Origin of the sequence: Poritiphilus flavus (assembly GCF_009901585.1) — a bacterium.
Taxonomy (GTDB): Bacteria; Bacteroidota; Bacteroidia; order Flavobacteriales; family Flavobacteriaceae; genus Poritiphilus; species Poritiphilus flavus.
On record NZ_WXYO01000007.1, the window covers coordinates 171177 to 186648 of the forward strand.

Below are 15472 nucleotides of genomic sequence, written 5' to 3' on the forward strand. Positions count from 1 at the left end.
TTATTGAATAAAAGTGAACCACTTTTGAAAATAGGGACCAATTACGGGTACGGATTGCTTTTTGTTGTTCAAGGCTCCGAGAAATCCATAGAACCAAAGTACAATATAAAAGATATACAATCCAAACCATGCATATTTGTTGAACGAAACACTGAGGAAAAGGGCAAATCCAATAAAGGTAAGGTGAAGACCAAATGCCTGCCTGGTGTGAAAACGGGCAAAGTCATTTTTAGGCTCCACATTCATTGTGATAGCAATAAAAGCACCTACAATTGTGAGATATGCTATAATCGCGGTTGTTTTACCTTCCTTAATTGATTGTTCGTTCATAAAAAATATGAGCTTCGGATTGTGGTCAGATAATGAGTTGGTTATTGGCTATTATTCCTATTGCTTTACCTTTTAGCTCTTCTCCCAAGTACATGCTGTTCTTGGAAGTCGAGTAGAGGTCGTCCTTGTTTAACTGATAAGAAACGTCCGGATCAAAAAGGCTTAAACAGGCCTCTTCACTCACTTCAATAGGCAGGTTTGCCACCCCGTAGCGTTCCTTTCCTTTGGTGAGTAAATCAACGGCCATCTCCGTACCGAAAAGCTGATTCAGCACTCCAAAAGCATTCTCGAGCCCCAGGGAACCGTAGCCTGCATTATCGAATTCCAATCGCTTTTCTTCAATATCCATTGGGGTGTGATCAGTGGTCACAAAATCGATAACACCATCTTTTACGGCTTTTATCAGCATTTTTTGATCTTCCCTGGTCCTGAGTGGGGGTAAGACCTTGTAGTTGCTGTCAAAAGCTTCCAGCTCCTCGTCCGTAAACCAAAGATTGTGAATGGCAACACTACAGCTGATATTCAGTCCTTTCTTTTTAGCTTCCTCAATATGTTTAACAGCGGCCCCGCTGGAAATCGTCGGGATATGCAATTTGCCTCCGCTGTACTCCAAAATATCCAGATCGCGTTTTATCTGCAGATTCTCTGCAAGGTTGGGAATGCCCTTCAAACCAAGCCTGGTAGAGGATGCTCCTTCGTGTACAATTCCCTTAGGTGCAAGTTTGCGGTCTAATGGAAAGGAGTAGACCAACCCACCAAAATTTTGGGAATACTGCAAGGCTATTTTGAGTAGGTTCGAATTTTCGATCGGACTTTTAAAATCGTAAAATCCTCCAGCTCCGGCATTGTGCATGTCATAGAGCTCGGCCAGATCAACTCCTGAGCTTTTTACCGTAAGGGAACCCAGGGGAATAAGATCCACTGCATTTCCTTCCGCCGATTTTTTCAGGAATATTATGGCTCCGCTACTATCCGGTTTTGGGTGAGTGTTCGGGTTAAGTACAATTGTGGTGAAGCCGCTTCTGGCCGCTGTTGCCAATCCGTTTGCAATGGTCTCACGTTCTTCGAATCCAGGTTCGCCGAAACTGACTCCGCTATCAAACCATCCTCTGGAAACACAGAGGCCTTTCTGTTGGATCACCCGGATGTTACTTCCCGTCTCTATACGAGCTGCAAGACGTTCAATACGCCCGTTCTTAATGAGAATGTCCCTTTTTTTAAGATGATTCGCCTTATTGGCCGGATCTATTAGTTTAACGGACTTTAGGAGTACATTCATTTTTTCAATTTATCTCTGCGAGTTCGGGCTCTGATCTCAATATCCGATCCGCAAATCTTGTCCTTGCTGAACTGATCCTATTTGAAAAATTTTTGGATAAGCACTTCCACAAGGATAAAAATCAAAGCTAAAATAACAAACCATTTCCAAAGCGAACTGACTTCATTCTCTTTTTCTATTTGACGAAGCAGATTTTCTACTGTATTTCCGCGCATGCCGACCTCCAGGCTGTCGGTGTTCATATAAGCAAGATCGCTCTCATTTCTGGAATAGTTAAAACTGATCCTGGAGTGAATATCCGACCCTTCTTTAATATCATAGATCCCGTCCTCTTTAGGATCTTCCTCGAAAACCATAGAGGTCTTATTGGAAAAAGACTGTTGTCTCGGGATAAATTCATAATTGTCACGACTCACAGATAAAATTCGGTCAGATCCGACGGTTACGGGCAGGTCTATCTGATTTACCTGATCCATGGAGTAGTACAGCTGTGGTAACTTCAAACTGGATATGCCTATAGAATAAAAGGTAGGTACAATTAAGGGAGATCCCTTAAAATTGGTATTGGATCCATTAAGAGCGGCTGTAAACAGATATACGGAATCGGAACCCAGGAGGAACGCGTCTCCGCTTTGTAGTCTTAGCGCTGTTGGGGCGGCACTTCGTACCGTGTAATGGCTTTTTACCAATGGATATTGGAAATTGCTGACCTCTTTAACAAAGGCATTGTTATAAATGGGGTGCGCGAAGGCGATTGAAGTAAGATTTTGTTCCGTGTCTGAGCGTTCTATGAGGGTGGTGGAATAAAAATTTTGCAATACCGAATTATAGTTATTGACATCCGAATTTAGACCGGGAATAATGATCAGGCTACCCCCGTCTTTCACAAAAGACCGGACCGCGTTTTGCAATGCGGTAGGGATGGATTCCAATTCATTCAGCACCAACAGATTCTGTCTGGGCAAAAGGCTATAGTTTAACTCATTCAATCCGAAAGCTTCATACTCAAACTCATCAGGGGTGTAGATCCGCTTCAGGAAATCACTTTCAGTATCGCCAATTACCAGAACCTTGATCTTATCCTGCCCGCCAATACGGAAAAAAAGTTGATTGTCATAAGCGAGTCCGGTATCGGAGATCTCTATCCTCCCGTCAATTATTTCGTTTGATGGCAATGTAAACACCACTTTGGCAAGTCTTCTTTGGTCAAACGCGGCCGCCGTTTTGGCTATGAGCTTATCCCCGTTGTAAAGTGATACCGGGATGCTTTCCATAGTATCACTGGATGAAAGTTCGACAGTCAGTTCCAGTGAATTTACGCTGTTGTCATTCACATATGCGGAGTCGATGGAAACATTAGTTTCGGAATCAGGAAGAAGCTGTACCACATGCCTTTGAACCCCTTCAATGGGATCAGCTACTCCCAACCGTCTCTGGAAGTCAGAAATTATCAGCAGGTCTTTGGTGCTTTCTTCTGTCGTATTGAAAAGTGCCGTGGCTTTAAGATCAATCTGATCAAGCCCCAGTTGTTTCTGACTGTATTTCAACGTGAGCAAGTCATTCTGAATATCAGAGATACGTACATTTTGAAATTCGGCTTCGTTGGTAAAAAGGCTGAATACCCCATCCTGAGGCAGTGTTTTAACCAGATCCTGTACAGCCGCCTCCATCAGGCTGCCGTCTTCAGTTTTTGCCTGCATACTAAAGGAATCGTCCAGGTAGATGACCATTTCCCTTGGTTTTAAGGCCGTTTCCCTGGCTATAAAAGGCTGTGCGAAAGCGAGGACCAATGCGGTGAGGAGCATAAGACGGCTAATCAAAAGCAGCCATTCTTTGAGACGGTTGCTGCGCCGGGATTCCGCGGCGACCTTTTGGAGTAATTTGACGTTTGTAAAAGGGGTTTTGCGAAATTTTCTAAGCTGAAAAAGATGCACAAAGATCGGGATCAGCAGGAGAAGAAGCGCCCAAAGAAGTTCCGGATGTTTAAACTGCATTCCCAAATTAGATTGGGCAAATATAAAAGTATTAGGAGCAATTTAATTATGATTTAGGACAAAATTAGCAGTCGATGGGCTACCGAAAGCCTAAACAGGTTTTAAAAAGCAGCCTCCCGTTATTCTACGGGAGGCTGTTCCTAAGCCACTTTAGGTGTTGCTCAGGGCAAAAGCATTGGTATCTGCAGCATCGTATTGGTCCAGGCGTTCCGTTCCATTGGTGGCCAGGGCATATACCCTTAGCCGCTCGGCAAATGCTGCCTGCGGACAGGTTCCTACCAGCCTTGATACCGGAAAAGTATTAGAGAATACCCCTCCGGACAGGCTGTAGAGTGGGGTAGAAGAGATAACGTATCCGCTCTCATTGACAGTTGGAGTGATAGCTTCTGTATTGTTTCCTTTTACAACTGAGAACCCGAAAGTCGCGAAGTTATTAACGTGGGATGCGATAAAGCTGATCTTTACCGGATCGTTCAGGTCGTTATACCTGAGAAAACCACATCGTCCGGACAGACTGCTTCCCAGTTCCACATCCTGGATGTCTGCATCGCAGTGATTGTTGTCTATTCGAACTTTAACTTCAAGATTCCTGGCGTTACCAGCTTGAATATTCAGGTAGTTGTCCGGAGCATTCACAGAGTTTCCGGAATTGTTGTAATCTGAAACCTGGAATACTTGTTTTGGTACGTCCACCACATGGAATACGCCTGCGCTGTCCCTTCTTAAGAGCTCAAGATCAAAGCGCCATAATCCGTCTGCCAGGTCTTTACTATTCATCGCCGCGGACCAGAAATCCGGACTTGTCCACTGTATCGTCAGGGCCTTATGTGCGGCAGGAACACCCGGATCATTATAGATATCCCAATGCGGAATGCGATAGCCGATATTTTCACCGGAACCTTCTGCACCAAGCGTAACGGACTTGGTCTCGAAGTGCATATGCCCGTTGGTGTCCGTGGTAATTACGAAATAATGCTTGTTTACGGCTCCCTTAACTACTGTGGTTGTGGCTGCCAGAACATTGTTAAGGGTCGCGTTTTTCAGTTGGGTTCTCGTCCATCTGTAATGGGTGATCCCTGTTTTGGGAAGGCCATCTCCAAACAACAATTTAAAGTAAAGTGTACTTCCGAATGGATTGATCTGATTGGAATGATGAATATCTGTACAGCCGACATTCCTTAGATTCACTCCCTGAACCGGAACGATACTGGCATCGTTTTGCTGTATATGCAGGGCGGTTGCATGTTGCCCGATAGAACGGAACCACACAAGTTCTCCCTCCAGTTGCCGTTCACAGTCGCAAGGAAAAACCCGGGGATCAGTAATATTGATGTTGATGTCTGTTCCGCAATCATAATCCCAGTAGGTGTAACATGGTATCGGAGGTCGGTATACGGTCACCCATTCCCCGTTTATATTCACCTCAACCCAGATGTAAATATCCTTGTCGTTGGTAAAATTCAAATAATTGAAGTCGAAATTCCCATTGCAATCGCTATAAGCCGTGGCAATTTCCGTGCAGCGGTAGAAATAGGGCCAAAACCAGGGCCAAAGGCACAAATAGGGGTGCAACAAATGAAAATTTTTGTAGATCGTATTGTGAACTGTTGCAGTGGAAGAGGACAGGATCCCTTTTTTTACGAATTCCGGGAGTTCTACTAATTCATCTTTTGCACCCGCCATGGAGGCTAATCCTTCCAACCTATTTCTTGGAAAAATGGGCCTTCCGGGAATTGGTTCGATCACCGGCCCCGGATCCGGAATTGGAGGAATTTCTACTTTAGGTTTAAGTATGAACTCCTTTAACTTGTCTGCGAGATCTGTTATGACCGGTCTTGGGATCAAGGGCCACCACCATCGGATGCGATCAATCTCGCAAATGTGTACTCTCGCGTCGCATACCGGTAATACCTGGTCTTCCCCATCTATATTGAATGATTTGGACAGTGCCCCGGTAATCAGACACCAGTCCCAATTCGGGAATATTATCTTTGGAAGCCTGGTGATATTGATCTCATTTTTCAGATCCACGCGGATGGAAGGCTCGTATCCTCCCATCTTTTTAATTAGTAAGGGACTCATTTGCCGTCCTTTGAATTCTTTCGGAAGTGACGGACCGATAAGTACACGGCTCTTTCCTCTTACGGTCTTAGCAGCCGTCTTTAGAACGGCCTTCCCATCCTTAATTGGGACACTTTCCAGAAGCTCATCTTTACTTCCGAAAAGGTAAAATTGAAGCCCTTTCTGAGGTACTCCATCCACACTTTTTACATTAACTTTAATAGGCGCGTTAGCTTTTTTTGCCATGACTAAACTATTTTAAGGATTACTATTTGAGGCTCGGCGGAGGAATTGCTGTGATCTAGTTTAGTATGGCCGGATTGGTCCCGGGGGATGGGATAGTTTGAAGAATCCACATTAAAACTACAAAAGCATTAAGCCACAACTAATATGAAATGTATGGCTGGTGAAATCTGCTGTGTAAATAACACCATTTCCTGCCCGGAATAACAAAAATTATTCTGCTTTTGGTAGTAAAAAGATTACACGAAAAGAAAGCGAGACAGAATAGCTACCTGTGATTAAACTGTCTGACATTTAGCGGCTAACAGAAGAAAAAATAATCCTCCATGGGGTTCATACCCAGGTCAGACAAATAGGTTTTGATCTGTATTTGGGCTTCCTCATTGGCCACGGTTACTATACTTTGGGTATTATTCATGCTACGGATAAGATCGTAGTGCTGCAGTATCACACCGTAAACCTTCTTGCCTATCTTCCTGGGATTGTCGCAAACCCAGGTAAACGGAACATCCTGATTTACCAGACTCCGGGCTATGGTCTTACCTTTTGTTCCGGCTCCCCAAATGACCAGCTGCTTCCCGGATTCAAAATTCAACTTTAGAAAGTAGTGCAGTTTGATATCCAGAAAGTAGTTCTGGGCATAGTGTTCACTTGTCCGGGATGTTCTGCTGTCATAATCGCGCCACAAGTGCAGAACCTCGCGGCAGGGGATACATTTCAGGCCTTTTTCGTAAAACCTAAAGGTGAGGTCATAATCTTCCGGGTATCGGTCCGGATCAAAGGCGCCACAGCTATTGAGGTCTTCTTTGTAAACCATCCAACAAGGTGAGGGGATAACACATTCTTTATATATTTCGGAGTAATTGGTCCCACTTTCGGTCAATTGGTTTATCCAGCGTTCGTATCTGGCATAGCCGTCGCTGATACCGCGATCCGAAAAGTATTTCACCTGCCCTAGGGCTACATGACCTCTACCGTGATCCATTAGATTCCCGACCAGTTTTTGCAGTTTATGCGGTTTCATCAGATCGTCGGAATCCATTCTGCTTATTAGTTCACCCTTACTTTTTTTAAGCGCAATTCTAAGGGCGGGGATGATCCCTTCGTGCGTATTTGAAAATACTTTGATCCGCGGATCGGCGGCTGTGTAGCTATCCAAAATCTCCCGACTGCTGTCTGTGGAGTGATCATCTACAGCCAAAACTTCCCAATGAGTATAAGACTGCTTTAGAATTGAATCCAGGCAGGCGGGTAGGAATTCGGCAGTGTTTTTAAATGGAATTAGAATGCTTACCAAGGGATCTTGCATGCTGGCAAGATAAGATAACTGAAAAAGCCCCGGCAATTCTGCAGGACTTTTTAACGGATTCAGTTGACCTAAGGATTACTTTTATTATTCGATGAAACACCCTCTGGTTGGTTGTTTGCAGGGCCAGGCTGCCTGTTGCCATACCCATACCAACCGAACCAGAGGGGCTTTCCAGTTCTTCTCTTACTGTTATTCATTTTTACTAACCGAATCGGATTTTGAGACATCCCTGAACATCAGCATGTCTTTGATCTTTGCAGATGCTCCCAGATAGAAACCCGTCTCGTGGTCGTAATCCTTTGGATTTCTGAAAGTGCCGAACAAGATGTCAAAAATTGGCAGATCGGAATAGTTATAAGCATGTATACCTTTCGCGTGGTGTACGGTATGCGCTTCAGGACGCTGTACCAAATACCCTACCCAGACCGGAGTTTTGATATTACTGTGCTGGAAGATCGCCAGAAAAGTCGTGATAAGAATTATTAATGTACTCGCTTCAGCTGTGAAACCTGCAACCACTACCAGGCAAAGACTTCCGAGGAAAGTAAAGCCTATCATATCCATTGGGCTGAAATAAAAGGCTCCAAAGCTATCCATACGTTCCGCACTGTGATGCATCTGGTGGAAGATCTTCCAAAGTGCATTGTTGCTATGCATAGCCCTGTGCCAGATGTACAATCCAAATTCATAGATCAGGATTCCTACCAGGGCTCCCCAATAGGTGCCCAGAACAGAGAGGTCCAGTAGTTGGTAGTTTGCCAGAAACCCATCCCAAAGAATCGGCAAATAAGAAGAAAGGAAAAAGAAGAATACAAAAGAGAGCATTCCTTTTAATTTCCAGAATTTTAGTTTAGGTAGTTCCCTGGCAGGAAATAAAGCTTCCCATAACATCAAGCCGCCATACATGGCGAATACGATATAGGAAATAGGGTTTAAAACAAGTTCCAGGGGCTTCGGTAAATTCAATATGGTTTCCATTTCGATTACTTTTTAATTTGCTAATAAGCTGTTCTTTTTCAATGATTTACGTTCAATTATTGCAATGGCTTTTTTCCAGGATGCAAATGTATTTCGGCTTTTTAAGCTTCGGAAATAGAAGGAGTAGACCTTTGGCATACACCTTGCCGATATGAGGTAGACAATGAAGAGAAGGTGTTAAAATTTGGGGTACATGAGGTAGACAATACTTAACAAAGTATTGATTTCAAAATGATTGTGGATTTTGGAAAGCCGCTTATCCCTGGCTGCCTATTTTCTGGCAGACTGCTCTAATTCAAGGAAATAATCCAATATTTCCTGCTCGGGTTCTAAACCAAGTTTTTTTCGCAGTCGGTATCTGGCGGTCTTCGCGCTTTCAGGAGAAATACCCAGAATACTTGAACTTTCCTTAATGCTTAAGTTCAATCTGGTAAGGGCACAGATCTTCAGATCGTTGGCGCTTAGGTCCGGATGCTTTTCTTTTAGCCTGAGATAAAAGTCGGTATGTACTTCTTCAAAGGACCTTTTAAAGTCTTCCCAGTCCCTATCAATAGTTACATGTTGTCTGATAGTGCGTTCAAGATCTGCCAATAGTCTTGCCTGATTGGCCACGGGCGCACTCTTTACCTCTTTTATTTTCTCCTGCAGCTGGTGCATCAATTCATTTTTTTGAACAAAATTCAGGGTATAGGAGGTTAATTCCTTGTTCTTGAAAGCCAGTTGCTGTTGCAGTTCTTTCTGTTTTAAATTGGCATTTTCCAGAGCGGTTTTGGCCAGTTCCTCCCGGGAGGCCATCAATTCTTGTTTTCTGTTGACCAACTCCCGTTCCTTTTGGGTTTTTTGACGCTGATTGTAGAAAATCAGAAAGCCGATAATTCCCAATCCAAGCAGTCCCAGGCCAAGGCTCCAATTTATAATGGAACTCGTCTTTTCTTTCTGTTGTAGTAATGCGATCTCTTTCTGCTGATCTTCCAATTCCTGTCCAAATTCCAATGCCGCGATCTGTTTGGATTTATCGGCATTGAATATGGAGTCTTTTAAGGTCAGATAGGCGTCGTAATAATGCAGGGATTCCTGAAACAATCCCAGTTCTTTTTTCAACAGTTTTAGCTCTTTATAGGCCGCAAGCATATATTTTCGCAGCCCCTTCTTTTGAGCAAGTTCCAAGGCTTCCAGAAGATGTTCTTCTGAATCGGGATGATTCCGCCGCAGTCGCTGAAGTTTACCAAATTGGATCAAATTTCCGATATACCCATCTTCATCATTCACCTTACTCCCGTATTCAACTGCCTTTTTAAGATGATAGTCGGCCTGCTCCAACTCCCCTCGTTCCAGAAGTACTATGGCCAGTTTGTTGTGCGCCTCTCCCATGCCGTAGACATAGTTGTTGTCCGAGTGCATATTTAGGGCATTGGTCAGGTAATCCTTGGCCTCATCATAAGAACCTTGCATCAACAATACATCTCCTATTTTGGTGAAGGTGGTGGCGATTCGGGCTTTGAGCCCCAGTTCTGTGAATTTTTGGATGGACTGATCGTAGATGGAAAGTGATTTTTCATAATCACTGATGTCTGCATAGACCATCCCGGTATTCATAAGCGCATTGGCATAACCCTCCTGATCGCCTATTTGTGTATAGATTTCCTGGGAGCTGTAGAGATTTTCAAGGGCCAGTTTTGCTTTACCCTGGGTCCAATAGGCCACCCCCAGGACCCTTTTGGCCTTAGCCATCCCCGGTTTATATTGGAGCTTTTCGGAGAGTTCCAGCGCTTTGTTCCCAAAATCTACCGAGGTACCTGAGTTGACGATCCAATAGCGATATCCCAGTTCATTAAGAATATCGATCCTTTGCTCATCTTCAGTCTTAGACAATGAAAGCTCGTTTTCAAGGCTATCAATGATCTGCTCGGTCCTTTGAGCCAGGCCGGGCATTAAGAATGAGCAATTGAATAGTATCAGACAAAGTAATACGCGCATGGGCTTTGCTGTATACTACAAAGATAGAATTTGGAGGCAAATGGGGTTGTTATCGCCTGGTTTTGGGAAAACTTTATGGTATTGGACTGTTGGGATCAGTTGGAAAAAAACTGCTTCCATTCTATGGTCTTTCCACTTACTGATGCCTGTTTCGCGGCTTCCAGGATCTGCATAACTCGCATATTGTTTTCCAGTGAGGAAACGTCAAAAGGCGTAAGCTGATATCCTTCCTTGACCACTTTCTGAAGCAGTGCAAACGGATCGTGATAGCCTTGCTTCAGGGCTTTTGCAGTCAGGGGATAGCTGCCTTTTTTCTCGTCTTCAAGGATCTCCATATCCGTACCGTTCTTACAAACTACATAGCCATTGGTACCGTATACTTCCATATCCTTGCGGTTATGAGACCAGTTCCAGGAAGCCTGTATGATCACCTGGGCTTTGGGATAGGTAAGTACTATGGTCGCGTCGTCCTCAACTTTAGGATACATATCTGGCTTTAATTGCTGGGTAGTACAACTAACCGTCAGTGGCTCAGCACCTTCAAGGAACCAGGTAGCCAGATTCGCGCCGTAACAACCAAAATCAGTCAGGGCACCTCCTCCGTTCAGTACCGGATCTGTTAGCCATTCCAGGAACTCCGGATTACATCCTATCTCTATAGGGCCAGGATGACCTGTATGGAAAAGCATCCTGCGCAAAGGTCCTATTTTATCCTCCTTTTTAACCATTTCGTAGGCCTTGTAATTGCTGCCGTACCATGAGGTCTCATAGTTTGTCAGCAGGGCGATCCCGTACTTTTTCGCCAAAGCTTCCATTTTTTTTGCGTGTTCCAGGTTTACGGCCAAAGGCTTTTCTACCATCACATGAATCCCTTTAGGAGCACAGTATTCCACCACTTCCAGGTGATCGTAAATAGTATTGAATGCAGTGACCGCTTCCGGATTAGTAGCTTTTACCATTTCATCCAGGGTATCAAAAACGATATCCATAGAATAACCATGCTGATCTGAGTATTGCTGCGCAAGCTGCCGATTTGGCTCTACAATACCAACAATTTCAATGTCGTCCTGGGGTTCCCTGCCCAGTATCCAATGTACATGCGTATGGACCAGGCCCACCACTCCAACTCTAAGCGTTTCTGTAGCGTTTTTATTCATTTCAGTCTGGGTGTCCTTAGCTTGCAATGACCATAAACCAAAGGTTACCAGCATTGCAGCCAAAAGGAAAGATCTGATCTTTGGGATGTTCGATGGCATTAGTGGGTATTAAGGGCTTTTTTGATTGCCGCCTCGGCAAGCGGGGCCATGATCTCGTATCCTTTTTTGGTGGGATGCACTCCATCTCCGGCCAGATCCTCATCCAGGCCATTCTTGTCGTTAGTCATCACAGAGAAGTAATCCAGATAAACTACCTTAGCCTCATCCGCATAGTCTTTGATCATAGCATTGAGTTTAGGGATCTTTTCATTGGGGTTGAGCCCTGGTCGCCATGGGTAGTCGTAGGCAGGCAGGACGGAGGAAAGAACCACCTTTATGCCATTGGCTTTAGCAAGCTCCGTCATCGATCTTAAATTATCAACAATTTGCTGAAGGGTCATCGGGCCAGTATTACCAGCTATATCATTGGTGCCCGCCAGGATCACGACCACTTTGGGCGTGAGATCAATAACGTCCTGCCGGAACCTCAGCAGCATCTGCGGCGTGGTCTGCCCGCTAATTCCGCGATTGACATAGGGTTTTCCTTCAAAGAACTCCGGCACGGAATTCAACCATCCAATGGTAATGGAGTTCCCAAGGAATACCACACGAGATTCATCTTGTGTAGATGGCTGTAATTTCTCGTTGGCGGCCTTAAAATGTTTGAGGTCTGGCCAGTCCTGGGCATTAACGATTTCTGTCATTCCTATCAGGCTTATTACAAGGACATAAAAGTATATTTTGCTTCTCATTGCGTTGGATTATTTAAATCACGGGCAAAAAGATACAAAAAGGCTGGTCATTTATGTGTTAGCTCACAAAAAATAAATAAATCGCAAAAAGTACCAATACGGTCAGTACTGCCGAGAACACCCATACCCGGAATTCCCTCCGCTTATCCGCCTTTAGCCGTTCTCTGACCGCCTTTAACTGGGCAGGTGTGGCTTTCCGAATTTTTATCCGGGTTATACCTCTCTCACCGATGTAGTCTTTACGTTTTAGGCTTGTACGTTTTTTTAGTAGTGCTCTGTTTGCAGCCACAACCTTAGCAGCGTGCTGCGCGAATCCTCCGCCTCCCATAGATGTAGGTTTTATAGTTTATACAATATGGGTAGCAAAATCTGAGATTTCGTTACAACGAGGATCCGCAACTACTTATCCTACTAGTATTTAGCGGAATTTCCGTTGGTTTGCGTGCGTACAATAAAGGCTCTGATATCATCATTGGCCTTTTTGAGGTCCTCTCGCCTCAGGTACATCATATGTCCGCTTCGGTATCCTTTGAATTCAAAACGGTCTTTCATGCGCCCACTGGGATCTATCTGCCACATTGTATACTTGGCATTAAAATAGGTCGTAGCTCCGTCATAGTATCCGGATTGCACCAATACATTCAGAAAAGGATTCTGTGCCATGGCCTGCCTGAGGTTGTCCCTGGTATTATCATCTTTGTTGTCCCATGGCCTTACCGGACCAAACATATTGTATTTAATATCGGTTTTGAATTTTAGTTCTTCCTGCAGATAGTAGTTGATGGCAGGAGTAAAACTGTGAAGCCAGGAGGTGATCTCCGAGTTGTAATCCGGGCTGTTACCTGCAAGCTGCTTGTCCAGACCGAGGTATCGGCTGTCTAAACGGCCTACGGTATATCCTCCGCGATCCCTTAGCAGCGCTTTCCAGAAATAAGCGGTAGGTATGTCCAGGTTGTGGTCAAGGATCTCCTTTTTGCTCAGTCCGGAATACTTTGCCATATTTTCTGCCACCTCGTTCTTTTCGGTACTGTCTATGAACCCTCCTTTGGCAATTGCTGGTATTACCTTATCTATGGTATATTGCTCTACCTCTGGTAAAATTTCAAGCAGATCCTTGCTTTGAAGGCTCTGAGGTAAAGCCTTCTGATGCCAGGCCGCCGCGGTGTAGTAAGGCAGGTTAAGGGCGCTGCTAACCGGGCCTCCAACCCGTATAACCTTGTAGTCTGCCGGAGAGACCATGATAACCCCATTGAGGTACATCCATTGCTGATTTTGAAGCGCCAGGGAAAGCCCCATAACACGAGTACCGCCATAACTCTCTCCTATAATGTATTTGGGAGAACGCCAGCGGTTGTTTCTGGTGACGAAGGTATTGAGCCATTCTGCCAGGTATTTTATATCTGCATTGATCCCAAAGAACTTACTTCGGTCTACCTCTTTCCCCATTTCCGGGATGGTCCTTGAATAACCAGTGTTTGTAGGGTTTACATATACGATATCGGTAACGTCTAAAACGGAATATGGATTCTGCCTTACGCCGTAGGGTTGAACCGGGTAACCCTCATCATCTATGTTCAAAACCCGGGGACCGGTATAGGCCAGGTGCATCCACACGGAACCAGACCCTGGTCCGCCATTAAAGGAAATCAGCAGGGGTCTGGAAGCCCTGTCCCTGACGTTGTTCCTGGTATAGTAGGTATAATGGAGCGAAGCAATGGGTTTTCCCATTTCGTCCCAAACCGGCTGGGTTCCGGTTTGCGCTGTATAGGAAAAGTTCGTTCCGTTTACCGTTACACTGTGTTGTGTGGTCACTACGGTATCTATAGGTAGTTTTCGCTCTTGTGCCTGTGAAGTCCAGAACAGTGCAGCAGCTATTAAAAAGAGGAATTTTGATCTCATAATTACTTTTGGATTAGTCCTGACTAAAATAGGGAATTTAGCTAAGGCTTTGCAATTCCTTAATAAAGACTTTGTGAAGCCTTAATTATGATGCAACATTCTTTATTATCTTTAGAGGAAGCTTAAATCGGACTCTCTTATAACAACCCTATCATGAAAAAAATATCCCGAAGAAAATTCAGTACAACACTTACCAAAGGTATTGGAGGAGCAGCGCTGTTAAATGGTATGCCCCTGGCCTGTGCGATGGGTAATCCAAATAAACCACAAAAAAGCCTCGGGGTAGCACTGGTAGGTTTGGGCAGCTACAGCACTTACCAGTTGGCTCCGGCACTTCAGGATACGGAGTATTGCCATCTGGCCGCTGTTGTAACAGGAACACCAGAAAAGGCCAGGACCTGGTCTTCGCGTTACAATATTGGGGAAGAGCATATTTACAACTACGAGAATTTCGATGCTATCAAGGATGATGAAGGGGTAGATATTGTCTATGTAGTACTACCTAATAGCATGCATGCGGAATTCACCATAAGAGCGGCAAAGGCCGGTAAGCATGTGATTTGCGAGAAGCCCATGGCGATGAGCGTTGCCGAATGCGATACTATGATGGAGGCCTGTGAGCAGGCCGGCGTAAAACTGGCCGTAGGGTACCGCCTGCATTCGGAGCCATTTACCAAAGAGGTTAAGAGACTGGTAAGGGACAAGACCTATGGCAAACTGCGATACATTTCCGCGGATGCGGCTTACATTTCAAGAGGAAATCCCGATCAATGGCGTTTGAACCGCGAACTATCCGGAGGCGGAGCCTTAATGAATATGGGTGTGTATTCCATTCAGAGCATCATTTACGGATCAGGGGAGAATCCTATTTCAGTGAGTGCCCAGGAATTCAGTACCCGGCCGGAGTATTTCAAACAAACGGACGAAACCATTACCGCACAATTTGAACTCCCCAGTGGAGCGGTAGGGCAGATGATGACCTCTCACAACGTCCGTGCAAACCGATTATACGCCAGCTGCGATTCCGGATGGTATGAACTGGATCCGGCAAGCACCTATATACCGCTGGCAGGAAGAACCTCGGACGGCCCCATGAATTTTGAACAAGAAAGCCAGCAAAAACTTCAAATGGACGATTTCGCGAAACATATCCTTGAGGGTACTCCTAACGTTGCACCAGGGGAAATGGGCAAAAGGGACATGGTTATCGTTGAGGCAATTTATAAGTCTATTGCGGAAGGCGGAAAAACAATACCGCTGGATCTCGGCAACATGGGAATCGTAAAGCGAAGCTGAAGAGCAGATTTTTTGTTTAACCCTCATATTTCTGGAAACCCTAGTGTTTACAGGGACTTTGTGATTAGGTAATCTTTAAATAATAAACAGATTCCTATTTCTTTACCCAAATTTTACACCTTAACAATTCACTAAAGGTTTCGTAATTCAAAGACCAA

Annotated in this window: 12 protein-coding genes; 1 reads left to right on the plus strand and 11 read right to left on the minus strand. The window is 44.7% G+C overall.

The features are described 5' to 3' along the window. The 11 genes from GTQ38_RS15885 to GTQ38_RS15935 all read right to left on the minus strand — a co-directional run bounded on the left by GTQ38_RS15885 (position 1) and on the right by GTQ38_RS15935 (position 14018). Positions 1 to 330 (minus strand): hypothetical protein, encoded by a 330-nt coding sequence (locus GTQ38_RS15885; RefSeq protein ID WP_161436543.1) that lies wholly within the window; start codon positions 328 to 330, stop codon positions 1 to 3. A gap of 25 nt (positions 331 to 355) precedes the next feature. Further along, positions 356 to 1609, minus strand: coding sequence for a dihydroorotase (locus tag GTQ38_RS15890; protein ID WP_161436544.1), 1254 nt, complete (start codon positions 1607 to 1609; stop codon positions 356 to 358). 77 nt (positions 1610 to 1686) lie between these two features. Beyond that, entirely contained in the window at positions 1687 to 3603 is a 1917-nt protein-coding gene (locus tag GTQ38_RS15895; RefSeq protein ID WP_161436545.1) for a BatA domain-containing protein, read from the minus strand. A 150-nt stretch (positions 3604 to 3753) separates the two neighbouring features. After that, a complete protein-coding gene (locus tag GTQ38_RS15900; RefSeq protein WP_161436546.1) occupies positions 3754 to 5910 on the minus strand; it encodes a hypothetical protein in 2157 nt (718 codons plus the stop codon). A 298-nt stretch (positions 5911 to 6208) separates the two neighbouring features. Further along, positions 6209 to 7216 carry a glycosyltransferase family 2 protein gene (locus tag GTQ38_RS15905; RefSeq protein WP_161436547.1) on the minus strand — a complete coding sequence of 336 codons (1008 nt, stop codon included), beginning with the start codon at positions 7214 to 7216 and terminating at the stop codon, positions 6209 to 6211. A 189-nt stretch (positions 7217 to 7405) separates the two neighbouring features. After that, the gene (locus tag GTQ38_RS15910; RefSeq protein ID WP_238857975.1) at positions 7406 to 8194 is read right to left on the minus strand and encodes a sterol desaturase family protein; all 789 of its coding nucleotides are present in this window, start codon (positions 8192 to 8194) and stop codon (positions 7406 to 7408) included. Between the two features lie 270 nt (positions 8195 to 8464). Beyond that, on the minus strand, positions 8465 to 10171 hold the full coding sequence (locus GTQ38_RS15915; RefSeq protein WP_161436548.1) for a tetratricopeptide repeat protein: 1707 nt from the start codon (positions 10169 to 10171) through the stop codon (positions 8465 to 8467). 95 nt (positions 10172 to 10266) lie between these two features. Further along, positions 10267 to 11427: a Gfo/Idh/MocA family protein gene (locus tag GTQ38_RS15920; protein ID WP_238857976.1), complete on the minus strand. Its 1161-nt coding sequence runs from the start codon at positions 11425 to 11427 to the stop codon at positions 10267 to 10269. Beyond that, positions 11427 to 12119 (minus strand): SGNH/GDSL hydrolase family protein, encoded by a 693-nt coding sequence (locus GTQ38_RS15925; protein WP_161436549.1) that lies wholly within the window; start codon positions 12117 to 12119, stop codon positions 11427 to 11429. Before GTQ38_RS15925 ends, GTQ38_RS15920 begins: the two co-directional genes overlap by 1 nt. A 58-nt stretch (positions 12120 to 12177) precedes the next feature. Continuing rightward, positions 12178 to 12447, minus strand: a complete 270-nt coding sequence (locus GTQ38_RS15930) for a hypothetical protein (protein WP_161436550.1) — start codon at positions 12445 to 12447, stop codon at positions 12178 to 12180. Positions 12448 to 12530: 83 nt separating this feature from the next. Continuing rightward, positions 12531 to 14018, minus strand: coding sequence for a S10 family peptidase (locus tag GTQ38_RS15935; RefSeq protein ID WP_161436551.1), 1488 nt, complete (start codon positions 14016 to 14018; stop codon positions 12531 to 12533). Positions 14019 to 14171: 153 nt separating this feature from the next. Here GTQ38_RS15935 and GTQ38_RS15940 point away from each other — a divergent pair, with 153 nt between their 5' ends. Next, positions 14172 to 15314 (plus strand): Gfo/Idh/MocA family protein, encoded by a 1143-nt coding sequence (locus GTQ38_RS15940; protein ID WP_161436552.1) that lies wholly within the window; start codon positions 14172 to 14174, stop codon positions 15312 to 15314. The last annotated feature ends 158 nt before the right edge of the window (positions 15315 to 15472 follow it).